A 21459-nucleotide genomic window follows, 5' to 3' on the forward strand; every position below is an offset into this window, starting at 1 on the left:
AAGGCATCAGTTCAACATCGCCCTGGCCGCGTGAGCCTCCCCCCGTACCCGCTCAGCGGCCCCCTCATCCACCGCCCCCACCACTTCCGCATAGGCCTCCAACTCCACGGCCCCGCCCAGGAAATCTCCCCGCCCCACCAGCAACTGCGCCCGCTCGTACCGCAGCCGGGCCGGATGCGAGGGCAACAGCAACGACAACTCGACCGCCCACAACGCCACATCCGACCGCTCAGGGCGGGCCGCCGCCCACGCCCGCACGTTGTTCAGGATCCGCAGTACCACGTCCAGCGGATCGGCCGGCCGCAGCATCGACGGATCAAGGTGCGTCCCCGTCGCCCCGGCCACCAGCAACTCGGCGTCCGCCCCCGTCAGCACCCGCCCCCCGTCGAACGGATCGGCGAGCACCTGCCCCTCGTCGGGCCCGAAGCCGACCACGAAATGCCCGGGCAGAGCCACTCCGTACACCGGCGCCCCGGCCCGCCGGGCCACCTCCATCCACACCACGGACAGCAGGATCGGCAGTCCGCGCCGCCGCACCAGCACCTCGTGCAGCAGCGACGACTCCAGGCGCTGGTAGTCGGCCGGGGCGCCGTGGAAGCCCATCCGGTCCCCGAGCAGCTCCCGCAGGGCGACCGCCCACGCCTGCGGCCCGCCGGGCCGGTACGGCAGCAGCCCGGCCAGCCGGTCCAGCTCGACCTGCGCGGTGTCCATGCCCGCATCGTCCAGCGCGCCGTCCGCCTCCGCGCCCACCAGCAGGCACAGCGTCGACAGATCGGGCCGCTCGGACCGGGCCTCTTCGGCGAACCGCCGCCGCAGCTCGGCGGAACGCTCGGGGGGCGGGGGATACGGGGGACGCATAGCTGGCTCGTGCCCTCTCACGACGATCGGTTACCGGCCGGAGTCGCGGTCGTCCGGCTCCCGGTAGTGGTGGTAGGCGTGGTGCGCGGCGAAACCCATCCCGGCGTACAACGCCCGCGCTCCCTCATTCTCGGCCTCGACCTGGAGCCACGCGGCCGACGCGCCCTCGTCGAGTGCCCGCCGGGCCAGCGCCGCCATCACGCCCGTGCCCAGCCCCTGCCGCCGCAGATCCGGGTCGACCTCGACGGCGGCGAACCCGGCCCACCGCCCGTCGACGACACACCGCCCGATGGCGGCCGGAGCGGCCCCTTCCGCGGCACCGGGCAAGGTCGCGAACCACACCGAAGGCCCTCCCCCCAGCACCCGCAGCGCGACCTCGCTCAGGCCCTTGCGCTGGTACCGGGCCAGCCACGCCTCGTCGGCCTCCCGGGACAGCGCGACCCCCGACGGCTCGGCGAGGTCGGCGACCGGCGCCAGCGGCCCGACCCACATCCCGGCGGTCACCTCCCGCACCCAGCCCCGCGCCTCCAGCTCCGCGCACAGCAGCTCCTGCGTGCCATCGGCACCGGTCGCGGTCTGGACGTAGGCGGGCAGGCCACGCTCGGCGTACCACCGCCGGACGGCGTCGAGGGCCTCGTCCAGGGGCATGCCCGGGTCACCGAGCGGCAGCACCGAATTGGCCCGCCGCGTGAACCCCGACGCGGCCCGCAGCTCCCAGTCCCCGAGCCGCTCGCTCTCCACGGGCCGCCAGGCCCGCGCGGCGACCCGGGCCAGCTCCTCGTAGGAGGCGGCCGGACCACGGCGACGCGCCGGAGCGGTGGGTACGACCTTGCCCGCGACCAGCGTGGATTCCGCGATGCGGACGCTCTCCCCACCCTTGCGTGTGATCAGCAACACACCTTTGTCCCATGATGTGAGAATCCCGACCGTGTCGGTGAACTTCTCACCCGGAGCCGCATGTTCGATCATGCTCCGTACGGAGACCCGTTTGCCCACGTCAGCAGCGGTGATACGGACCTCGAGTCGCCCGGCGGCAGATATTTCCACTGGTCGGTTCACCCCTCCTGTTCGGATCATGCCCAGGAACGGAGATACTAGGAGTGGGCATCGACGACGCCGCGCTCCCGCGCGCCAGGCGGCGGAGCCTGAGGAGGCCCGCCAGCGCCCTATCGAGGAGGAACGACAGCGTGACCTACGTCATCGCGCAGCCTTGTGTCGACGTCAAGGACAAGGCGTGCATCGAGGAGTGCCCGGTCGACTGCATCTACGAGGGCTCCAGGTCCTTGTACATCCACCCGGACGAATGCGTCGACTGTGGTGCCTGTGAGCCGGTCTGCCCGGTCGAGGCGATCTTCTACGAGGACGACACTCCGGAGGAGTGGAAGGACTACTACAAGGCGAACGTCGAGTTCTTCGACGAGCTCGGCTCGCCCGGCGGCGCCAGCAAGCTGGGGTTGATCGAGCGCGACCACCCCTTCATCGCCGCGCTGCCGCCGCAGGCCTAGTCACCGCGAGCGGCCCGCACATCCGTGCCGCCTCGGTCCCGTACGGCCCGATCACGCCCTGGTCGCCGTACGGGGCCGAGGCGTTTGCCGCGACGGCTCGTCCGCACCAGAAAGTGAGCCAGAAACCGTGTCCGCAGTCTCCGACCGTCTCCCCACTTTCCCCTGGGACAAGCTGACGCCGTTCAAGGCCACGGCCGCCGCCCATCCGGACGGCATCGTGGACCTGTCGGTCGGCACCCCGGTCGACCCGGTCCCCGAGCTGATCCAGAAGGCGCTGGTCGCCGCGGCGGACTCCCCGGGCTACCCGACCGTCTGGGGCACGCCCGAGCTGCGCGACGCGATCACCGGCTGGGTCGAGCGCCGCCTCGGCGCCCAGGACGTCACCCACCGTCACGTCCTGCCGATCGTCGGCTCCAAGGAACTCGTCGCCTGGCTCCCCACCCAGCTGGGCCTCGGCCCCGGCGACCGGGTGGCCCACCCGCGCCTGGCCTACCCGACGTACGAGGTGGGCGCCCGGCTGGCACGCGCCGAGTACGAGGTCTACGACGACCCGACGGAGCTGGACCCCGAGGGCCTGAAGCTCCTCTGGCTGAACTCCCCGTCCAACCCGACGGGCAAGGTCCTGTCGAAGGCGGAGCTCACCCGGATCGTCGCCTGGGCCCGCGAACACGGTGTGCTGCTCTTCTCCGACGAGTGCTACCTGGAGCTGGGCTGGGAGGCCGAGCCGGTCTCGGTGCTGCACCCGGACGTCAACGGCGGCTCGTACGAGGGCATCGTCGCCGTCCACAGCCTCTCCAAGCGCTCGAACCTGGCCGGCTACCGGGCGGCGTTCCTGGCCGGCGACCCCGCGGTCCTGGCTCCTCTCCTGGAGATCCGCAAGCACGGCGGCATGATGACGTCGGCACCGACCCAGGCGGCGGTGATCGCGGCCCTCGGCGACGACGACCACGTCCGCGTCCAACGCGAGCGCTACGCCGCCCGCCGCGCCCTCCTGCGCGAGGCCCTCCTCGCCCACGGCTTCCGCATCGAGCACAGCGAGGCCAGCCTCTACCTGTGGGCCACGAGGGGCGAGTCCTGCTGGGACACGGTGGCCCACCTGGCCGAACGAGGCATTCTCGTGGCCCCGGGCGACTTCTACGGCCCGGCTGGCGCGCAGTTCGTCCGAGTGGCTCTGACGGCGACGGACGAGCGGGTACGGGCGGCGGTGGACCGGCTGAGCCGGTAGCGGGCTGCCGCTGTGGCGGCCAGTCGTTCGGCCGGTGCCGGAACGAACCGAAGGGGTCCAGGGAAGCTCCCTGGACCCCTTCGGCGGTAAAGCCCGGTGTCAGCCGACCGGCAGGCCCTTCGCCGGCAGCGAGCCCGCAGACGGCACCCCACCCTTCGTCAGGGAGTCCGTCGGCAGACCCCCCGACGCCGAACCAGCCGCGTCACCGACGAGCTGCCCGGCGGAGCCTGCCGCGTCACCGGCCGCCTTCTGCGCGAGGGGCGTGGTCTTCTTGACCGTCTTGCCGCCGATCTTGCCCGCAGCCGGCACCGCCTTCTTGACGGTCTTGCCGCCGGTGTCACCCGCGGACTTGGTGACGTCCTGCGCCGCGCCGTCGACGGTGTTGCCGACGTTCGCCCCGTCCAGGGCGGTCAGCCCGCCGAGGTTCGGGTTGGCCGGCAGCTCGGGGGCCGCACTGGCGGAGCCGGCCGCACCGACCCCGGCAGCCGCTCCCGCAGCGACGATCAGCGCGGCACGGGCGATCCGGCGGGTCAGGGGGAGGGACATGGTGCTCCTTCGACGGAGAGAACAGTGTGGTTCGTAAGTGTCCGACCGGGTCCGGGAGTTGATCGACTGGCTGTTGATCGCCCCGCCTCGGACGCAGTGACTACCGCTCGAAGCCCTCGAAGGTTGCGGCGCCGCAACGTAAAGAGTTGGCAATGCGTCGCATAATCGGCTGCGGAAAAACGGGCGAAAAGGCACCCGCCGGAAAGGCCGCCGAATCCATCCAGCCCTTTGCCCCCAAGGCTTTCACGGACCCTGGGTGAGGGGGTGGAAACCTGAACACACCGTCGCAGCAGAGCCGCGCGGGCAACCCTCACGGGTGAGTTCCCGTACTCCTGCCCGATCTATCGCATCGTGACAATACGGACGGCGTCCGCGTCCCGTTCCGCACCCGCCGTGCCCTTCGCCGCGGCGTCCCGCCACTCGCTGGCGGTGTTCCCGGCGACCCACTCCCGTCCCGCGTACGTGACGCGCGCGATGTGCAGCTCGGAGGCATTGGCCACGGCCCAGTGCGCCAGCTGCCAGCCGCGCTGCTCCACACTCCGTCCGTCGGCGGAACTCGTCCCGTCGGTCACCGGCAGCGTCACGGTCCGCCCGCCGGACCCGCCCGCAGCGCTCGGGGTCGGCGTCGGCGTGGCCGCCGGCGAGCGGCCCACCTCCGCACCGGCCGTCTCCAGCACATCGCGCCCGAAGTCCCGCACGAGCGCCGCACGCACTCCGTCCGGGCCCGTCGCCCGGGTCGCGGCCGGGCGGCCCTCGCAGGTCAGCGTGGCCGCGGACTGCCCGGTGAGCGCCGCGGCGAGCAGCGCCGCGTCCGGCTCGTGCTTGGCGTAGGCCTGCGGGAAACCGCTGCGCTGCACGCGCTGCGCGGCGACCGTGAGCGGCAGCCGCGTGTAGCCGGGAACCTTGACCAGGTGGTCGTAGAACTCGCCGGCCGAGTACGTCGGGTCCATGATCTCCTTCGGCGTGCCCCAGCCCTGCGAGGGCCGCTGCTGGAACAGGCCGAGCGAGTCCCGGTCGCCATGGTTGATGTTGCGCAGGGCCGACTCCTGGAGCGCGGTCGCCAGCGCGATGGTCACGGCCCGCTCGGGCAGGCCGCGTCCGTCACCCACGGCGGCGATCGTCGCCGCGTTCACCGCCTGCTCGGGCGTGAACTCGTACGACGCCCCGTCGCCCTTGCCGGAGACGACTTTGCAGCCCGGTTCGCCTGTGCCTCCGGTGACGTACTGCACCACGAGGTAACCGGCGATCGCGAGCAGGATCACGAACGCGGACCCGCATCGGAAGAGGCGGCCGCGACGCTTGGGGGGAGAGGACGGCTCTGGCACGCCGTACAAGGTACTGGAGAGTACGGAGTGCCTCGTGACGGGTGTGGACAGTGTGCACAGGCCTGGCGCGTTAGGGTCGACGGCATGGCCGACACCTCTCTTGACCTCTCGCTGGACGCCGCGGAGCTCACCGCCCGGCTCGTCGACTTCCGTTCCGAGAGCGGCACCGAGAAGCCGCTCGCGGACGCGATCGAGACCGCGCTGCGCGCGCTGCCCCACCTGACGGTCGAGCGGTTCGGCAACAACGTCGTGGCGCGGACGGACCTGGGCCGCCCGGAGCGGGTGATCCTGGCCGGTCACATCGACACCGTCCCGATCGCGGACAACGTCCCCTCCCGGCTCGACGAGGACGGCGTCCTGTGGGGCTGCGGCACGTGCGACATGAAGTCGGGCGTCGCGGTCCAGCTGCGCATCGCGGCCACGGTCCCGGCTCCCAACCGCGACCTGACCTTCGTCTTCTACGACAACGAGGAGGTCGCCGCGGAGCTGAACGGCCTCAAGCACGTCTCCGAGGCGCACCCCGAGTGGCTCCAGGGCGACTTCGCGGTCCTCCTGGAACCGTCGGACGGCCAGGTCGAGGGCGGCTGCCAGGGCACGCTGCGGGTGCTGCTGAAGACCAAGGGCGAGCGGGCCCACTCGGCGCGCGGCTGGATGGGGTCCAACGCGATCCACGCGGCGGCTCCGATCCTCGCCCGCCTGGCCTCCTACGAGCCGCGGTGGCCGGTCATCGACGGCCTGGAGTACCGCGAGGGCCTCAACGCGGTGGGCATCGCCGGGGGAGTGGCCGGCAACGTCATCCCCGACGAGTGCGTCGTCACCGTCAACTTCCGCTACGCGCCCGACCGCACGCCCGAGGAGGCCGTGGCCCACGTCCGGGAGGTCTTCGCGGACTGCGGCGTGGACGAGTTCGAGGTGGTCGACCACAGCTCGGCCGCGATGCCGGGCCTGTCCCACCCGGCGGCGAAGGCGTTCATCGAGGCGGTGGGCGGCACCCCGATGCCGAAGTACGGCTGGACGGACGTGTCCCGCTTCTCGGCCCTGGGCGTCCCCGCGGTCAACTACGGCCCGGGCAACCCCCACTTGGCGCACAAGCGGGACGAGCGCGTGGAGATCGCGAAGGTCCTCGCGGGCGAGGAGCGCCTGCGGACCTGGCTGACGGCCTGACCGGCGGGAACGCCATCGTGTTTACGGCGCTCGATCGCGGACATGCTCACGTCCCTCGTTCGTAACCCGCGTAGATCTACGCTGAGGCGGAACGACCGGCACGACGGAGGGAGCGCACATGGCGACCGGCAACCCCGAGGGGAAGAAGCAGCCGCCGGAGGAACAGCGCCTGGGCCCGGTCCTCCGGCGGCGGGGGCAGGTGCAGGCCAGCACCACCGACCAGCGGCTGCTGGACGAGCGCGCCCCGTCCGACTGGGTGCACACCGACCCCTGGCGCGTGCTGCGCATCCAGTCGGAGTTCATCGAGGGCTTCGGTGCGCTCGCCGAACTCCCGCCCGCCATCAGCGTGTTCGGATCGGCCCGGACTCCGGCGGACTCGCCCGAGTACGAGGCGGGTGTCCGGCTGGGCCGGGGCTTGGTGGACGCGGGCTTCGCGGTCATCACGGGCGGCGGCCCGGGCGCGATGGAGGCGGCCAACAAGGGTGCCCTGGAGGCCAAGGGCATCTCGGTCGGCCTCGGCATCGAGCTGCCGTTCGAGCAGGGCCTGAACCCGTACGTCGACATCGGCCTGAACTTCCGCTACTTCTTCGTCCGGAAGATGATGTTCGTCAAGTACGCCCAGGGCTTCGTCGTGCTGCCCGGCGGCCTCGGCACCCTCGACGAACTCTTCGAGGCCCTCACCCTCGTCCAGACGCAGAAGGTCACCCGCTTCCCGATCGTTCTCTTCGGCAGCGAGTACTGGGGCGGCCTGGTCGACTGGCTCCGCCACACGGTCATCGCCCAGGGCAAGGCCGCGGAGAAGGACCTCCTCCTGTTCCACGTCACGGACGACGTCGACGAGGCGGTGGCACTGGTGTCGAAGGAAGCGGGCAGGTAGAGGCGAGCCGGGCTTCTTGGCCGAGTGATTGGCCGAGTGATTCGGGTGGCGGGTGGGCATAGGTCCGGGGGTCCAGGGGGGAGCCCCCTGGTACCTCAGGCCAGCGGCCTAGGCCAGCCCACGCCGGGCAACCGCAGGCTCCCGCCACCCCGCGATCGCCCCGACCATCTCCAGCACCTGCCGCGTCTCCGCGACCTCATGCACCCGGTACACCTGCGCCCCCAGCCACGCCGACACCGCAGTCGTGGCCAAGGTCCCGACCACCCGCTCCTTCACGGGCCGGTCCAGCGTCTCCCCCACGAAGTCCTTGTTGGACAAAGACACCAGCACCGGCCACCCCGTGGCGACCATCTCCCCCAGCCGCCGGGTCGCCTCCAGACTGTGCCGCGTGTTCTTCCCGAAGTCGTGCCCGGGATCGATCAAGATCGACTCCCTCGGTACGCCCAGCGCCAGCGCCCGCTCGGCCAGCCCGACCGTGACGTCCAGGATGTCGGCCATGACGTCGTCGTACTCCACCCGATGCGGCCGGGTCCGCGGCTCCGCGCCCCCCGCGTGCGTGCACACCAACCCCACGCCGTACCGCGCGGCGACCTCGGCAAGCCCCGGATCCACCCCGCCCCACGCGTCGTTCAGCAGGTCCGCCCCGGCCTCGCACACGGCCGCCCCGACCTCGGCCCGCCACGTGTCGACGCTGATGATCACGTCCGGGAACCGCCGCCGCACCTCAGCGACGAAACCGACCGTCCGCCGGGCCTCCTCCTCGGCCGTGACCTCCTCGCCCGGCCCGGCCTTGACGCCGCCGATGTCGATGATCGCGGCTCCCTCGGCCACCGCCTGCTCCACGCGCGCGAGGGCCGGCTCGTCGCGGAAGGTCGCGCCCCGGTCGTAGAAGGAGTCCGGGGTCCGGTTCACGATCGCCATGATCACCGGCTCGTGCGGCCCGAATTCCCGCCTGCCCAGCCTGAGCATCCGCTGTGACCCTTCCTGGTACGTCCCCGTCTTCCGCCGCCTGCGACCCTAACTGTCACCGTCGCATGGCACGATCGGAGCCTGACACCATCCGTGTCCGAAGACACCGACACATCCGACCGTGGGGGCTCCGCGATGGTTATGTTCCTGTTCCTGGTCGTCGCGCTAGCCGTCGTGGTCGCCGCGGTGACCCTCGCCGTGGTGGGCGGCGGCGAGAACGGCCCGCTGCCCGAGGCCGCCCCCGAGCGGCTGCGGGACCCGCTGCCCCCGGACCGCCCGGTCGACCGTGCCGACGTGGAGAGCCTCCGCTTCCCGCTCGCCGCCCGCGGTTACCGCATGGCGGACGTGGACGACGCCCTCAGCCGCCTCGGCGCCGAGCTCGCCGAGCGGGACGCCCGCATCGCCGACCTGGAGTCGGCCCTGGCGGGCGCCCGGGCGGCCGGCACCCACGGCCCGGTGTCCAGGGAGAACCACACCGCCGCGGAGAACCACGTGTCCATGGACAAGCCCGCCCCGCGCCAGGAGGACCGGCCATGAGTGACGGCGTCGCTCTCGCCGGGCCGGACGGCGCGCTGCGCTGCCCCTGGGCCCTGTCCGCCGCGGAGTACGTGGCGTACCACGACGAGGAGTGGGGCCGCCCGGTCCACGGCGACGACGCGCTCTTCGAACGCCTCAGCCTGGAGGCCTTCCAGTCGGGCCTGTCCTGGATCACGATCCTGCGCCGCCGCCCCGGCTTCCGCGCCGCCTTCGCCGACTTCAAGATCGCCTCGGTGGCCGCCTTCACCGACGAGGACCGCGAGCGCCTCCTGGCCGACGCGGGAATCATCCGCAACCGCGCCAAGATCGACGCGACGCTCGCCAACGCGCGCGCCCTGGCCGAGTGGGCCCCGGGCGAACTGGACGAGCTGATCTGGTCGCACGCCCCCGAGCCGGGCACCCGCCCGGTCCCGAAGGCGCTCTCCGACGTCCCGGCCGTCACACCCGAGTCGACGGCCCTGTCCAAGGCGCTGAAGAAGCGGGGCCTGCGCTTCGTCGGCCCGACGACGGCGTACGCGCTGATGCAGGCCTGCGGACTGGTCGACGACCACCTCCAGGCCTGCGTCGCGCGTCGCAGTTGATGCCGTCGCGGCGGGTCAGCGCCCCAGGTACCGGGGCTTCTCCTTGTTGACGAAGGCCTGCACCGCGATCGCGTGGTCCTCTGAGGAGCCCGCCCGGGTCTGGAGCTCGTCCTCCTTCTCCAGGGTCTCCTCCAGGGAGTGCGTCAGCCCGTAGGCCATCGACTCCTTCAGCGCCGCGTACGCCACCGTCGGCCCCCCGGCCAGCGCCCGTGCCACCTTCTCGGCCTCCGCGCGCAGCTCGCCGGCCGGCACCAGCCGGTTGGCGATGCCGAGCTCGTACGCCTCCTGCGCGCTGATGCTCCTCGGGAAGAGCAGCAGGTCGGCCGCCCGCCCGGGGCCGATCACGCGTGGCAGCGTCCAGGAGACCCCCGAGTCGGCGGTCAGCGCCACCCCGGCGAACGAGGTGTTGAACGCGGCCGTGTCCGCCACGATCCGGTAGTCCGCCGCGAGCGCGAAGCCGAAGCCCGCCCCGGCCGCCACCCCGTTCACGGCGGCGACGACCGGCTTCGCGGCCTCGGTCAGCGTCCGCACGATCGGGTTGTAGTGCTCCCGCACCGTGCTCATGGTCTGCCCGGAACCGGTCTCCCGGTCCTCGGCCAGCAGCCCGATGTGCTCCTTGAGGTCCTGCCCGACGCAGAACGCCCGGTCACCGGCGGCGGTCAGCAGCACCGCCCGTACGGCGGTGTCGTCCGCCGCGGACCGGACCGCCTCCCGCAGGGCGACCTTGGCCGCCACGTTCAGCGCGTTCATCGCCTCCGGGCGGTTCAGCGTGATCGTCGCGAGTCCGTCGCTCACCTCGTAGAGCACGGTGTCGGCCATGGGGTATCCCCTCCGTGTCGCCGCTCGGGGACGTACCGGCCGGTACGTCCCAGGTCTGAGGACAGCATGACGGAGATCGCGGACGGGTGATCGGACCGGACATGTGACCTGCGTCAAAGAATTCTCGTCCGGATCCGTTCGGCGGAAGTGTGTGCGGTGGCGGAGTATCGCAGTCACATCGCCGAATTGAGTGGTTTTGCTCGCGTGCGTTGCCCAAGCGATGCCGACTGATGTTGGTCATCGGGTCCTGAGATGCGGGATAATGGCTTGGAAGCAATGTGTTCGATGCCGGTGTCGCGTGTCCTGCCTCAAGGACCGCACTGTGCCCTTCTTCAGGGGTCCGTCGGCCTTGACGATGAGCTGGGTTTCAGGAAGGGGAACGAGCATGGCGGCCATGAAGCCGCGGACGGGTGACGGCCCGCTCGAGGTGACCAAGGAGGGGCGGGGCATCGTCATGCGAGTTCCGCTCGAAGGCGGCGGTCGGCTCGTCGTCGAGCTGACCCCGGACGAGGCCGACGCCCTGGGCGATGCCCTCAAGAAGGTCGTCGGCTGACGCGCGAGCGACCATACCCTTTCAGCTGCCCCGGCATCACATGAGGTGCCGGGGCGGCTGTTTTCTCACCGATGTCACTCGCCTGCCCCGGGTTCGGCCCGGCTAACGTGCTGCCCGGCTACCGCTTCACCGCGCACAGCAGCCCGTCGCCCACCGGAAGCAGGGACGGCAGCAGTTCCTGGCTCTCGCGCACCGCGCGCAGCAGCTCCCGCAGCCGCAGCACCTCGGTCGGCTGCGGACCGGAGTCCACCGTCCGGCCGTTCGCGAAGGCGCCCTCGAAGACGACCAGTCCGCCGGGGCGCAGCAGCCGCAACGATTCAGCGAGGTAGTCCATGACCTCCAGGCGATCGCCGTCGCAGAAGACGAGGTCGTAGCCGGCGTCCGCGAGGCGCGGCAGCACGTCCAGGGCGCGGCCGGGGATGAAGCGGGCCCGGTTGCTGGCGAAGCCGGAGGCGCGGAAGGCCTGGCGGGCGAACTGCTGGTGCTCCGGCTCGGGATCCACGGTGGTCAGAACACCGTCCGGGCGCATACCGTGCAGGAGGTGGATGCCGGAGACACCGCAGCCGGTCCCGATCTCCGCGACGGCCTTGGCGTCGACGGAGGCGGCCAGCAACCGCAGCGCGGCGCCCGTGCCGGGCGACACCGAGCGCAGACCCGCCTCACGGGCCCGGTCGCGGGCCCAGCGCAGCGCGTCGTCCTCGGCGACATAGGCGTCGGCGAACGCCCAGCTCGTCTGCCGGTTGCCGGTAATGACCCTCTCCTGTCCCCGTGAATGCCTGGGCGTGACTGTATCCGTTGGGCCCGGGAACCCGCAGATGGGACCGGTCGTTTAAGGGGATGAGCGAGTGGCGCGGTTCGTGACGGGGGGCAGGCAGTGGATCGAGGCGCCGAGCAAGTGCCGACGCAGCAGTACGAGGCGTATCAGCCCAGATCAAATTCTCGTAAAACCGCTTATCCGGTCCTAACGGGCGAGGTGGCTATGGTAGGGGCTCCACTGGACACCACCAGAGCTGACAGGGGAGGTGCGGCTGCGCCTGTGGATAGGGGAGGAGTGCTCCGGCGCTTCTTCACATCGGCGGGCAGGCCGACATCCGTGAACGACACTGCTGACCACAGCCACGCCGCTGACTTCGCCCAGACCGCGACCTTCACCACCGACGCGGACGGGCAGGCGTGGACTCCGCCCACGTGGGAGGAGATCGTCAGCACGCACAGCGGCCGGGTCTACCGGCTCGCCTACCGCCTGACCGGCAACCAGCACGATGCCGAGGACCTCACGCAGGAGGTCTTCGTCCGTGTCTTCCGTTCCCTGTCGACGTACACGCCGGGCACCTTCGAGGGCTGGCTGCACCGCATCACCACGAACCTGTTCCTGGACATGGTCCGCCGCAAGCAGCGCATCCGCTTCGACGCGCTCGGCGAGGACGCGGCCGAGCGGCTGCCCAGCAAGGAGCCCTCGCCGCAGCAGGTCTTCAACGACGCGCACTTCGACGCGGACGTCCAGCAGGCCCTCGACACCCTCGCCCCCGAGTTCCGCGCCGCGGTCGTCCTGTGCGACATCGAGGGACTGTCGTACGAGGAGATCGCCGCGACCCTCGGCGTCAAGCTCGGCACGGTCCGGTCGCGCATCCACCGTGGCCGCTCCCAGCTGCGCAAGGCCCTCGCGCACCGCTCCCCGGAGGCGCGTGCCGAGCGCCGCTCCTTCGTGCCCCGTGTTCCCGCACTGGGAGGAGGGGGCGCGAGCGCGTGAGCGGATCACGGCCGAAAGCTTCCGAGGGACACCTCGCAGAGCAGCACCTGGGAGACCGACTCTCCGCCCTGGTCGACGGAGAGCTCGGTCATGACGCGCGTGAGCGCGTACTGGCGCATGTGGCCACCTGCCCGAAGTGCAAGGCGGAGGTGGACGCCCAGCGCCGGCTGAAGAACGTCTTCGCGGAGGCGGCTCCGCCGCCCCCCTCCGAGAGTTTCCTGGCCCGCCTGCAGGGACTACCCGCGGGCGGCGGCCCGGACGGTGATGCCACACCGCCGGGCGGGGCAGGGCTGCCCGGGGGACCGGCCGGACGGTTCGGATCGTCCGGGGTCTTCGGAGCGAAGCGCGGCGGCCGGTTCGAGTTCGGTTACGTCCCGGCCCGGCCGCACGTCCCCGTGCTGCCGTCCTCCGCGGGGAACCAGGGCCTCCCCTCGGGCGACCGAGGCCTGCCGTCCGATGGCCGCGGCCTCCCTGCGGGCGGCCGGGGCTTCCGTATCCACGACGTCGGCCGGCACGAGCCCGAGAGATCCTCCTCGCGGCTGCGGTTCGCCTTCGCGGCCGCCGGAGCCGTCTCCCTGGCCGCGCTCGCGCTCGGCGGCGTCACCGCCGGCACCCCGACCGACACGGAGGCCCGCGGTGGCTCCGGCACGGGGAGCAACGTGACACCGATGCGCACACAGGGCACGGGCGCCGCGGCTCAGCCCGAGTCCCAGCGGCGCCGCGGTACGGGGCCGCTGCTCGGGCAGGTGCACGGCCAGAGCGCGCTCGGCCGCACCCCGGTCGCTCCGACCGAGGTGTCCGCCCCCCTGCTGCCGGGTGTGCCGCATTCCGCCGCGGGGCAGCACGCCGTCCACGCGCTGGCCGCCCCGGTGATGGCCGGTGCCGCCGCCATGTCCCCGCTGATAGGTCCGCTCCAGGGGGCCCCGCCGGCCGCTCTGAGCTCGTGGTCCGCGGTCCCCGAGATCGCGGCGCCCCTGTTCGCCGTGCCCCTCCCGGACACGACCTCGTCCCCCTCCTCTCCCGGCTCCTCCCGAACGGCCCGCTGACCGGCCGCTGCGCGGCGGCGAGCGGACCTGATTGAATCCGGGGATGGCGCCCGCGGCCGAGGCGTGGCCGTGGCGCCGATTCGACGAACTGCGGCTACCGCCGTCGAGCCGTGCCGCGGCTGTGGGGAGAGCATGAACGAGGGGAAGCCCACGAAGGCCAAGTGGTGGAGCCGTCCTCGGCCGCAAGGCCTGTCGGGGGAGCCGGAGAGTGCGGGGCCGGCCCCGGGGGATCTGGCTGACACCGACGGCGACTTCGAGCTGGCGCGGCCCGCTGCGCGGCAGGCCGACGACGGTGGCGACTACGAGCTGAGGCGCCCCGAGCCGGTACCGGCCGACGGCGAGCCCGCCGGGGTGCCCGCGGGGATGCCCGTGGGCGCCGAGGACGGCGTTCCCGCCACGTCCGCCGTGCCGGCCCAGGGCGGACCTGCCGGGAGCGCGGTGGCGGCGGAGAAGGCCGTGGAGGCCGCCTCCGCCGTGCCGGCCGACGGTGCCCCCGAGCCCCTGCACGATCCCGACCCGTACAGCACGCCGCCCTACGGCGAACCCGGCCCCTGGGCGCCCGCGCCGCCGGTGCAGCACCCGGCGGCGACACCGGCGCACGGCGTGACGACGGCGGACCGGCCGGCCATGCCCGGCACGTCCGTGCCGCCGCCGCAGGGGACACCGGCGGCGCCTCCCGGCGTCCCCGGGCCGGCCGCGCCCCTGCCGCCCCCCAGCGCCCCCACGCCGGTGCCCGCCGCAGCCGTCCACGCCGACGCCCGGCCCGCGGCCCCCGCACCCGACCCGTGGCAGCGCTACGACCCCTGGGCAGCCCCCGTGCCCCCGGGCGGCCACGGCCCTCTCCAGCAGAACGGCGCCGGGGTGCCCAGCACGGAGCAGCGGCGCCGGCGGGGCAGGACGGCGCTGATCGGTGCCGCCGTGCTGCTCGCGCTCGTGTCCGGGGGCGTCGGCGGCGTCGCAGGGACGTATCTGGAGAGGAACGGCGGCGTCGGCACGGTCGAGCTGCCGCAGGCCGGGAAGGAGTCCGCCGCGCGGGACGCGGACAGTGTGGCGGGGATCGCCGGGCGGGCCCTGCCCAGCGTGGTCACCCTGCACGTGAGCGGCTCCGGCGAGCAGGGCACGGGCACCGGCTTCGTGCTCGACACCCGAGGGCACATCCTCACCAACAACCACGTCGTGCAGTCCGCCGGATCCACCGGTGAGATCACGGTGACCTTCCACGGCGGGGAGACCGCCGAGGCCGAGCTCGTCGGCCGGGACAGCGGCTACGACCTCGCCGTCGTGAAGGTGAAGGGCGTGCGCGGGCTCACCCCCCTGCCCCTCGGCAACTCGGACAACGTGCAGGTCGGCGACCCGGTCGTGGCCATCGGCGCGCCCTTCGACCTGGCCGGCACCGTCACCTCCGGCATCATCAGCGCCAAGCAGCGGCCCATCACGGCGGGCGGCGAGAAGGGCGACGGCAGCGACGTGTCGTACGTCGACGCCCTCCAGACCGACGCGCCCATCAACCCGGGCAACTCCGGCGGTCCGCTGCTCGACGCCGAGGCCCGGGTCATCGGCATCAACTCCGCCATCCGGTCGGCGGACAGCGGCTCCGAGCTGGACAGCGGCCGGTCCGGCTCGATAGGCCTCGGCTTCGCCATACCCATCAACCAGGGCAAGCGGGTCGCCGAGGAGCTGATCAACACCGGGAAGGCGACCCACCCGGTGATCGGCATCACTCTCGACATGGACTACACGGGCGACGGCGCCCGCGTCGCCGCCGAGGGCAGCGAGGGCGGACCCCCGGTGACCGTGGGCGGTCCGGGCGCCAAGGCCGGCATCAAGGCGGGCGACGTCATCACGGAGGTCGACGGGCAACGCGTCCACTCCGGCGAGGAACTGATCGTCAAGACACGTGCCCACCGCCCCGGCGACCGCCTGGAGCTGACCGTGGAGCGCGCGGGCAAGGAGCGCACGGTCTCGCTCGTCCTAGGATCCTCCGGCGGCAGCTGAGTCGTGATGTCCGGGACGTACAGGGGTGAAAAGGGCAAACGTTCGGGAAAGCGCTCCCACTCCCCGCACTCGGAGCGCTCGGGACAGTACCGGTCGGACAGGATCGCCGGGTACCGTGGATCCGGCCCGGACCACGGCAAGACCCCCATGACCACTGAGGGCCGAGGACCGAGGACATCGCAAGGAGCTTCAGGTGTTCAATGACATAGGACCACTCGAGCTGGTGACGATCATCGTCCTTGCCGTGCTCGTTTTCGGTCCGGACAAGCTCCCCAAGGTCATCCAGGACGTGACGCGCACGATCCGGAAGATCCGTGAGTTCTCGGAGAGCGCCAAGCACGACATCCGGGAGGAACTGGGCCCGGAGTTCAAGGACTTCGAGTTCGAGGACCTCAACCCCAAGACGTTCATCCGCAAGCAGCTGGACAACGAGGACCTGGGGCTCAAGGAGATCCGCAACGGCTTCGACCTGAAGAAGGAGATGGCCGAGGTCACGGACGCCGTCCACGGCCGTGACTCCGACACGTCCTCCTCGTCGTCCTCCGGCTCGTCCGGCGGCCGTATCGACATGACGAAGAAGCCCGAGCTCCCTGACCGGGACGACCGGCCGCCCTTCGACGCGGACGCCACCTGAGCGACACACCGGGGCGTACGCTCCCCGGCGCGTGACGCGTTTCATACTCCGGTCGGGCTGTGTAGGGCCTGAACGAGGCGCCCGTGCGGCCCACGCGCCGGGCGGTTTCCCTGCTGCTCGCGGCGGTGTGGCTATGCTGCCGAGTTGATGGGCGGGCCGTACTGGAGCAGCAACGCCGCCCGAAGGGGGGCGGGCCGTTCCGGCCCGACGAGAGCGAGGAGGCGTCCGGGCATATGGAGACGACGAGTCGGGCAGTCGCACAGGCGCCGGCCGCGGAGGGCGGACAACAGTTCCCCTCCGCCCGGCGTACGGTCGACGGCTACCTGCGCGCGCCCTTCCCGTGGTACGGCCTCGACGAGGCGTTCACGGGGCCGCGCTGGCTGATGCAGGTCGGTACGGCGGCCGACGGAGCCGTGGAGCACGGGTCGATCGGGCACGGTGACGAGCCCTCGGTGCGCAACGAGCATGCCGCCGGTGGTGATCAGGAGGCCAAGGAGAAGTTCGCGGTCGTGGTGACCGTGGCGGCGAGTCCCTCACGGCGCAGTCCGGACGGCACGGGGTTGCTCGAGGCGACATCGGTCTCCTCGGCGGCGTGGCTCGCGGGTGTGGGGCTGCTGTCCTTCACCTGGCCCGGGCAGATGGACCACTCCCTGCGGGACGACTGGCTGGAGCAGCAGACGGAGACGGCGTGGGCGCTGGCGGATGACCTCGACGGCTCCGACTGGTCGACGTTGTCGTTGCCGGTGGACGGTGTGCCGACGGCGTTCCACTACCGGGAGTTGGAGTTCGGGTGGGTGCTGGCCGGGTCGACTTCGGCGGGTGTCCACGTGGGCGCGTACGGGCGTGGCATGAGTGCGTACGGTCTCGGCTTCGCCGTGGTCAAGGACATCGCCGCGTACGCGTGAGTTTTGGGGCGCCGGGTTCGGTTCGGCGCCCCTTCGCCGTAGGGGCACAGCATCCAGGGGCGGCTGCGGGTCGTCTGTGGTTGTTCGCGCAGTTCCCCGCGCCCTGAGGGCGTTGCCCCCAGCGGCGCAGCGATCAGAACTTGTTCCGCGGAGTGATCCCCAGGGACAGGCCCGACAGGCCCCGCTGCCGGCCTCCCAGCTTGCCCGCGATCGCCCGCAGGGCCGAGCCCGCCGGGGAGTCCGGGTCCGTCAGGACCACCGGCTTGCCCTCGTCGCCGCCCTCGCGGAGGCGGACGTCGATGGGGATGTTGCCGAGGACCGGGACGTTCGTGCCGGTCGTGCGGGTCAGGCCGTCGGCGACCGCCTGGCCGCCGCCCGTGCCGAAGACGTCGACCATCTCGCCGCAGTGCGGGCAGGGCAGGCCGGACATGTTCTCGACCACGCCGACGATCTTCTGGTGGGTCTGCACGGCGATGGAACCGGCGCGCTCGGCGACCTCGGCAGCGGCCTGCTGAGGGGTCGTGACGACCAGGATCTCGGCGTTCGGGACCAGCTGGGCCACGGAGATCGCGATGTCGCCCGTGCCGGGCGGCAGGTCCAGCAGGAGGACGTCCAGGTCGCCCCAGTACACGTCCGCCAGGAACTGCTGGAGGGCGCGGTGGAGCATCGGGCCGCGCCAGACGACCGGGGCGTTGCCCGGCGTGAACATGCCGATGGAGATGACCTTCACGCCGTTCGCCGACGGCGGCATGATCATGTTCTCGACCTGGGTGGGCCGGCCGTCGGCGCCCAGCATGCGGGGCACGCTGTGACCGTAGATGTCGGCGTCGACGACACCGACCTTGAGGCCGTCGGCCGCCATCGCCGCCGCCAGGTTCACCGTCACCGAGGACTTGCCCACGCCGCCCTTGCCTGAGGCGACCGCGTAGACGCGGGTCAGGCTCCCCGGCTTGGCGAAGGGGACCTCGCGCTCGGTCTGGCCGCCGCGCAGGGCGGAGGCCAGTTCACGGCGCTGCTCGTCGCTCATCACGTCCAGGGTGACGTCGACGCGGGTCACGCCCTCGACCGCGGAGACCGCGTCGGTCACGCGCTGTGTGATCGTGTCGCGCATCGGGCAGCCCGAGACCGTCAGGTACACGGTGACCGCGACCGCCCCGTCCGCGCCGATCTCCACGGATTTGACCATCCCGAGTTCGGTGATGGGCTTGTGGATCTCGGGGTCGTTCACCGTCGCCAGTGCCTCGCGCACCGCGTCTTCCGTAGCCATAGGGTCGATGGTACGGCGCCGTACCGTTGCGTAGGAAAGGCTGTCAGCGGTCGTCTGCGTCACGTCCCGGTGACCGTTCCGCCGGGAATACGACCGAGCCGTGACGGTGGCCGTTGTGCCGCTCCTCCAGTTCCTTGACCACGTCCTGGAGTTCCGAGCGGATCCAGTCGCGGGTGGCGACCTCGCCCAGGCCGATGCGCAGGGCCGCGACCTCGCGGGTCAGGTACTCGGTGTCCGCGATCGACCGCTCGTTCTGCTTGCGGTCCTGCTCCAGATTGACCCGGTCGCGGTCGTCCTGCCGGTTCTGCGCGAGCAGGATCAGCGGGGCGGCGTAGGAGGCCTGGAGCGACAGCATCAGGGTCAGGAAGATGAACGGGTACTCGTCGAAGCGCAGGTCGCGGGGGGCGAGGGTGTTCCAGGCCACCCACAGGATGATGGCGGCCGTCATCCAGACCAGGAACCGCCCGGTGCCGAGGAAGCGCGCGATGCGTTCCGAGAACCGTCCGAAGGCTTCCGGGTCGTACTCGGGCAGGATCCGGCGCCTGGGCACTCCGGGCTGGTCGAGGCGGGCGGTGCGCGGCCGGCCTGCGGCCGTGGAGCCGGCCGGCGTGCGCTCGCGCAGGGTCTCGCGCTCAGGAACCATCGGTCGCCACCTCCTCCTCGTCCAGGTGGAACTCCGTCTCCCGCCAGTCCTCCGGGAGCATGTGGTCGAGGACGTCGTCCACGGTCACCGCGCCCAGCAGCGAGCCGGCCTCGTCGACCACGGGCGCCGCGACCATGTCGTACGTGGCGAAGAACCCGGCGATCGCGGGCAGGTCCGCGTCGGGGTCGAGCGGTTGCAGGTCGCTGTCCACGATGGAGCTGACCAGGGAGGGCGGTGGCTCGCGCAGCAGGCGCTGGAAGTGGACCGTGCCGAGGTACTTGCCGGTCGGCGTCTCGTCCGGTGGCCGGCAGACGTAGATCTGGGCGGCCAGGGCGGGGGAGAGATCCGGGTTGCGCACGCGGGCGAGGGCGTCGGCGACGGTGGCGTCGGGGCGCAGCACGATCGGCTCGGTGGTCATCAGACCGCCCGCCGTGCGGTCCTCGTACGACATCAGGCGCCGCATGTCGGCCGCGTCGCCGGGCTGCATCAGGCTCAGCAGCCGTTCCTGTTCCTCCGTCGGCAGTTCGCCCAGCAGGTCGGCCGCGTCGTCGGGGTCCATGGCCTCCAGGACGTCGGCGGCGCGCTCCTCCTTCAGCTTGCCGAGGATCTCGATCTGGTCGTCCTCCGGGAGCTCCTCCAGGACGTCGGCCAGCCGGTCGTCGTCGAGGGCGGCGGCGACCTCGGCCCGGCGCTTGGGGGAGAGGTGGTGCAGGACGTTGGCCAGGTCGGCGGGGCGCAGCTGCTCGAACGTGGCGAGCAGGTTCTCGGCGCCCTGCCCCTGCTCCTCCAGCGAGAAGCCGGTGACGGCGGTCCACTCGACGGTCAGCGCCTCGCCCTTGGCGCGCCGGAAGGCACTGCCCTTGCGGCCCTTGCGGACGAAGACCCGGTCGATCTCCCACTCCCGGCGGGCGGGCAGCTGATGCACCGACAGGTCGAGGACGGTGACCTCCTCGCCGGTCTCGGTGAGCGTGACGCGCCGGTCCAGCAGCTCCCCGAAGACCAGCCGCTCGGTGGGCCGCTGCTCGAAGCGCCGGACGTTGAGCACGCCGGTGGTGATGATCTGCCCGGACTGGATGGCGGTGACCCGGGTCATCGGCAGGAAGATGCGGCGGCGGGTGGCGAGTTCGACGACGAGGCCGAGCAGCCTCGGCGGCCGCTGCGCCATGCGCAGCATGACGACCAGATCGCGGACACGCCCCACCTGGTCGCCGGCGGGGTCGAAGACGGCGACACCGGAGAGGTGCGATACGAAGATCCGGGGGGCGCCCGCTGCCATGGCCGCGGCTCCTTTTCGTGCGGGGTGGTTCGTGGTCCCTGTCTGTGTGCCTGTCTTTGTCGCTGTGTCTTCCGAATTGCCCGCTCGGGTGGGCTTCAGGCTAGCCCGTCCCGATCGGGGGCGCGTCGGCGGGCGGTCCGGACGGACTGGCTCCGACCTGCCCGCACGTGCCCGGTACCCTGCGGTACGCCGTTCAGGTCTCCCGTCAGAGAGGCAGCCCCACCTGTGACTCCGATTCGCCAGGGCCGCAACCACAGTGCCGCACTCGCGAGCGCGATGTGCGCACTGGCCGTGACCGGAACGGTGCTCACGGGCTGCGCGGAGGATCCCAACGAGGGCACCAACGGGGTCGGCAGACTGCCCGCCGAGAAGATCCAGGCCAAGACCCGTTCGGTCGCCGAGTCCGCAGGGGCGGTCCGGGTGCACGGGAACGTCGTCAGCGGCGAGCGCACGTACGCGCTCGACATGCGGCTGAAGGACGACGGCGGCGAGGGCTCGGTCACCTCCGAGGGGGCGACCTTCCGGCTGCTGCGCGTCGGCGAGCAGCTCTTCCTCAAGGCCGACGCGGAGTTCTGGAGTCATGGCGCGGGCCAGGGCGGGGACGGCGAGGCGGACGCCGCCGCGGCGTCCAAGCTCGGCGGCAAGTTCGTGAAGGTGCCGCAGGGCGACCCTTCGTACAAGAAGTTCAGCGGTTTCACGGACAAGGGAGTCCTCCTCGACGGTCTGCTCACCCTGCACGGCAAGCTCGCGACGGACGGCCACGACGAGCAGGCGGGCATCCGCACCATCCGCATCTCGGGCGACAAGGGCTCCGGCGGCACCCTGGAGGTGTCCCTGGAGGGCAAGCCGTATCCGCTGCGCCTGGAGCGGGCCGGTGGGGCGGGTACCCTCACGTTCTCCGCCTGGGGGCAGGACTTCTCCCTGAAGGAGCCGGAGAAGAACGAGACGGTGGACTACGGCAGGCAGCTGCCGGCCTCGTAGACC

The 21459-nt window shown here is 71.9% G+C and carries 23 protein-coding genes; 13 read left to right on the plus strand and 10 right to left on the minus strand.

Annotation, left to right across the window (positions count from 1 at the left end):
* Positions 1-6: 6 nt before the first annotated feature.
* Complete coding sequence (locus ABFX81_RS17800; protein ID WP_346138310.1) at positions 7-858, minus strand: transglutaminase family protein; 852 nt, start codon at positions 856-858, stop codon at positions 7-9.
* 30 nt (positions 859-888) lie between these two features.
* The gene (locus ABFX81_RS17805) at positions 889-1905 is read right to left on the minus strand and encodes a GNAT family N-acetyltransferase (protein ID WP_086840088.1); all 1017 of its coding nucleotides are present in this window, start codon (positions 1903-1905) and stop codon (positions 889-891) included.
* A 140-nt stretch (positions 1906-2045) separates the two neighbouring features.
* Here ABFX81_RS17805 and fdxA point away from each other — a divergent pair, with 140 nt between their 5' ends.
* Complete coding sequence (gene fdxA, locus ABFX81_RS17810) at positions 2046-2363, plus strand: ferredoxin (RefSeq protein ID WP_010047804.1); 318 nt, start codon at positions 2046-2048, stop codon at positions 2361-2363.
* A gap of 127 nt (positions 2364-2490) precedes the next feature.
* Positions 2491-3588 carry a bifunctional succinyldiaminopimelate transaminase/glutamate-prephenate aminotransferase gene (locus tag ABFX81_RS17815; RefSeq protein ID WP_086840086.1) on the plus strand — a complete coding sequence of 366 codons (1098 nt, stop codon included), beginning with the start codon at positions 2491-2493 and terminating at the stop codon, positions 3586-3588.
* Positions 3589-3687: 99 nt separating this feature from the next.
* Here ABFX81_RS17815 and ABFX81_RS17820 read toward each other — a convergent pair whose 3' ends face one another.
* Both ABFX81_RS17820 and ABFX81_RS17825 read right to left on the minus strand, forming a co-directional pair.
* Positions 3688-4134, minus strand: a complete 447-nt coding sequence (locus tag ABFX81_RS17820; protein WP_086840083.1) for an ATP-binding protein — start codon at positions 4132-4134, stop codon at positions 3688-3690.
* A gap of 341 nt (positions 4135-4475) precedes the next feature.
* Positions 4476-5459, minus strand: coding sequence for a VldE C-terminal domain-containing protein (locus tag ABFX81_RS17825; RefSeq protein ID WP_086840081.1), 984 nt, complete (start codon positions 5457-5459; stop codon positions 4476-4478).
* An 84-nt stretch (positions 5460-5543) separates the two neighbouring features.
* Here ABFX81_RS17825 and dapE point away from each other — a divergent pair, with 84 nt between their 5' ends.
* Together dapE and ABFX81_RS17835 are read left to right on the plus strand one after the other, a co-directional pair.
* Positions 5544-6623, plus strand: a complete 1080-nt coding sequence (dapE, locus tag ABFX81_RS17830; RefSeq protein ID WP_086840079.1) for a succinyl-diaminopimelate desuccinylase — start codon at positions 5544-5546, stop codon at positions 6621-6623.
* Positions 6624-6741: 118 nt separating this feature from the next.
* Complete coding sequence (locus tag ABFX81_RS17835) at positions 6742-7500, plus strand: LOG family protein (protein ID WP_086840076.1); 759 nt, start codon at positions 6742-6744, stop codon at positions 7498-7500.
* A gap of 108 nt (positions 7501-7608) precedes the next feature.
* Here the strand turns inward: ABFX81_RS17835 and folP are convergent, their stop codons facing one another.
* Complete coding sequence (folP, locus tag ABFX81_RS17840; protein WP_086840074.1) at positions 7609-8469, minus strand: dihydropteroate synthase; 861 nt, start codon at positions 8467-8469, stop codon at positions 7609-7611.
* A gap of 135 nt (positions 8470-8604) precedes the next feature.
* Between folP and ABFX81_RS17845 the strand changes: the two genes are divergently transcribed.
* Positions 8605-9006, plus strand: a complete 402-nt coding sequence (locus tag ABFX81_RS17845; protein ID WP_086840090.1) for a DivIVA domain-containing protein — start codon at positions 8605-8607, stop codon at positions 9004-9006.
* Positions 9003-9587: a DNA-3-methyladenine glycosylase I gene (locus tag ABFX81_RS17850; protein ID WP_086840072.1), complete on the plus strand. Its 585-nt coding sequence runs from the start codon at positions 9003-9005 to the stop codon at positions 9585-9587. Before ABFX81_RS17845 ends, ABFX81_RS17850 begins: the two co-directional genes overlap by 4 nt.
* Positions 9588-9602: 15 nt before the next feature.
* On the opposite strand, the gene chcB is transcribed toward ABFX81_RS17850, so the two are convergent.
* The gene (gene chcB, locus ABFX81_RS17855; protein WP_086840070.1) at positions 9603-10406 is read right to left on the minus strand and encodes a 2-cyclohexenylcarbonyl CoA isomerase; all 804 of its coding nucleotides are present in this window, start codon (positions 10404-10406) and stop codon (positions 9603-9605) included.
* 385 nt (positions 10407-10791) lie between these two features.
* Between chcB and ABFX81_RS17860 the strand changes: the two genes are divergently transcribed.
* Positions 10792-10959: a DUF3117 domain-containing protein gene (locus ABFX81_RS17860; protein WP_003966491.1), complete on the plus strand. Its 168-nt coding sequence runs from the start codon at positions 10792-10794 to the stop codon at positions 10957-10959.
* Positions 10960-11077: 118 nt separating this feature from the next.
* Here the strand turns inward: ABFX81_RS17860 and ABFX81_RS17865 are convergent, their stop codons facing one another.
* Entirely contained in the window at positions 11078-11776 is a 699-nt protein-coding gene (locus ABFX81_RS17865; RefSeq protein ID WP_346138380.1) for an O-methyltransferase, read from the minus strand.
* Between the two features lie 162 nt (positions 11777-11938).
* Here ABFX81_RS17865 and sigE point away from each other — a divergent pair, with 162 nt between their 5' ends.
* The 5 genes from sigE (at position 11939) to ABFX81_RS17890 (ending at position 17289) form a co-directional block, all read left to right on the plus strand.
* On the plus strand, positions 11939-12709 hold the full coding sequence (gene sigE / locus ABFX81_RS17870) for an RNA polymerase sigma factor SigE (protein ID WP_229875547.1): 771 nt from the start codon (positions 11939-11941) through the stop codon (positions 12707-12709).
* Positions 12710-12777: 68 nt separating this feature from the next.
* Positions 12778-13755 (plus strand): anti-sigma factor family protein, encoded by a 978-nt coding sequence (locus ABFX81_RS17875; protein ID WP_346138381.1) that lies wholly within the window; start codon positions 12778-12780, stop codon positions 13753-13755.
* 132 nt (positions 13756-13887) lie between these two features.
* Positions 13888-15750, plus strand: coding sequence for a trypsin-like peptidase domain-containing protein (locus ABFX81_RS17880; RefSeq protein WP_346138312.1), 1863 nt, complete (start codon positions 13888-13890; stop codon positions 15748-15750).
* Between the two features lie 193 nt (positions 15751-15943).
* The gene (locus tag ABFX81_RS17885) at positions 15944-16384 is read left to right on the plus strand and encodes a sec-independent translocase (protein WP_086847243.1); all 441 of its coding nucleotides are present in this window, start codon (positions 15944-15946) and stop codon (positions 16382-16384) included.
* 233 nt (positions 16385-16617) lie between these two features.
* Positions 16618-17289, plus strand: a complete 672-nt coding sequence (locus ABFX81_RS17890; protein ID WP_346138313.1) for a hypothetical protein — start codon at positions 16618-16620, stop codon at positions 17287-17289.
* Positions 17290-17422: 133 nt separating this feature from the next.
* On the opposite strand, the gene ABFX81_RS17895 is transcribed toward ABFX81_RS17890, so the two are convergent.
* Genes ABFX81_RS17895 through ABFX81_RS17905 form a run of 3 tightly spaced genes read right to left on the minus strand, consistent with a single transcriptional unit; the run spans position 17423 to position 20475 of the window.
* Entirely contained in the window at positions 17423-18556 is a 1134-nt protein-coding gene (locus ABFX81_RS17895; RefSeq protein ID WP_086847245.1) for a P-loop NTPase, read from the minus strand.
* Positions 18557-18599: 43 nt separating this feature from the next.
* Positions 18600-19199 (minus strand): DUF1003 domain-containing protein, encoded by a 600-nt coding sequence (locus ABFX81_RS17900; RefSeq protein WP_086847247.1) that lies wholly within the window; start codon positions 19197-19199, stop codon positions 18600-18602.
* Positions 19189-20475, minus strand: a complete 1287-nt coding sequence (locus tag ABFX81_RS17905; RefSeq protein WP_086847249.1) for a magnesium transporter MgtE N-terminal domain-containing protein — start codon at positions 20473-20475, stop codon at positions 19189-19191. The genes ABFX81_RS17900 and ABFX81_RS17905 overlap by 11 nt, the downstream gene beginning before the upstream one ends.
* 225 nt (positions 20476-20700) lie before the next feature.
* On the opposite strand from ABFX81_RS17905, the gene ABFX81_RS17910 reads away from it, so the two are divergent.
* Positions 20701-21456 carry a hypothetical protein gene (locus ABFX81_RS17910; protein ID WP_086847251.1) on the plus strand — a complete coding sequence of 252 codons (756 nt, stop codon included), beginning with the start codon at positions 20701-20703 and terminating at the stop codon, positions 21454-21456.
* The last annotated feature ends 3 nt before the right edge of the window (positions 21457-21459 follow it).

The sequence above is a fragment of the Streptomyces coeruleofuscus genome (assembly GCF_039532725.1).
Lineage (GTDB): Bacteria > Actinomycetota > Actinomycetes > Streptomycetales > Streptomycetaceae > Streptomyces > Streptomyces coeruleofuscus.

Coding starts and splice junctions, on each gene's coding strand:
- ABFX81_RS17845 (WP_086840090.1), top strand. CDS start 8,605: ATGGTTATGTTCCTGTTCCTGGTCGTCGCGCTAGCCGTCGTGGTCGCC.
- ABFX81_RS17890 (WP_346138313.1), top strand. CDS start 16,618: ATGGAGACGACGAGTCGGGCAGTCGCACAGGCGCCGGCCGCGGAGGGC.
- folP (WP_086840074.1), bottom strand. CDS start 8,469: ATGCTCAGGCTGGGCAGGCGGGAATTCGGGCCGCACGAGCCGGTGATC.
- sigE (WP_229875547.1), top strand. CDS start 11,939: ATGGTAGGGGCTCCACTGGACACCACCAGAGCTGACAGGGGAGGTGCG.
- ABFX81_RS17880 (WP_346138312.1), top strand. CDS start 13,888: ATGAACGAGGGGAAGCCCACGAAGGCCAAGTGGTGGAGCCGTCCTCGG.
- chcB (WP_086840070.1), bottom strand. CDS start 10,406: ATGGCCGACACCGTGCTCTACGAGGTGAGCGACGGACTCGCGACGATC.
- ABFX81_RS17900 (WP_086847247.1), bottom strand. CDS start 19,199: ATGGTTCCTGAGCGCGAGACCCTGCGCGAGCGCACGCCGGCCGGCTCC.
- ABFX81_RS17835 (WP_086840076.1), top strand. CDS start 6,742: ATGGCGACCGGCAACCCCGAGGGGAAGAAGCAGCCGCCGGAGGAACAG.
- dapE (WP_086840079.1), top strand. CDS start 5,544: ATGGCCGACACCTCTCTTGACCTCTCGCTGGACGCCGCGGAGCTCACC.
- ABFX81_RS17850 (WP_086840072.1), top strand. CDS start 9,003: ATGAGTGACGGCGTCGCTCTCGCCGGGCCGGACGGCGCGCTGCGCTGC.
- ABFX81_RS17800 (WP_346138310.1), bottom strand. CDS start 858: ATGCGTCCCCCGTATCCCCCGCCCCCCGAGCGTTCCGCCGAGCTGCGG.
- ABFX81_RS17860 (WP_003966491.1), top strand. CDS start 10,792: ATGGCGGCCATGAAGCCGCGGACGGGTGACGGCCCGCTCGAGGTGACC.
- ABFX81_RS17820 (WP_086840083.1), bottom strand. CDS start 4,134: ATGTCCCTCCCCCTGACCCGCCGGATCGCCCGTGCCGCGCTGATCGTC.
- ABFX81_RS17895 (WP_086847245.1), bottom strand. CDS start 18,556: ATGGCTACGGAAGACGCGGTGCGCGAGGCACTGGCGACGGTGAACGAC.
- ABFX81_RS17905 (WP_086847249.1), bottom strand. CDS start 20,475: ATGGCAGCGGGCGCCCCCCGGATCTTCGTATCGCACCTCTCCGGTGTC.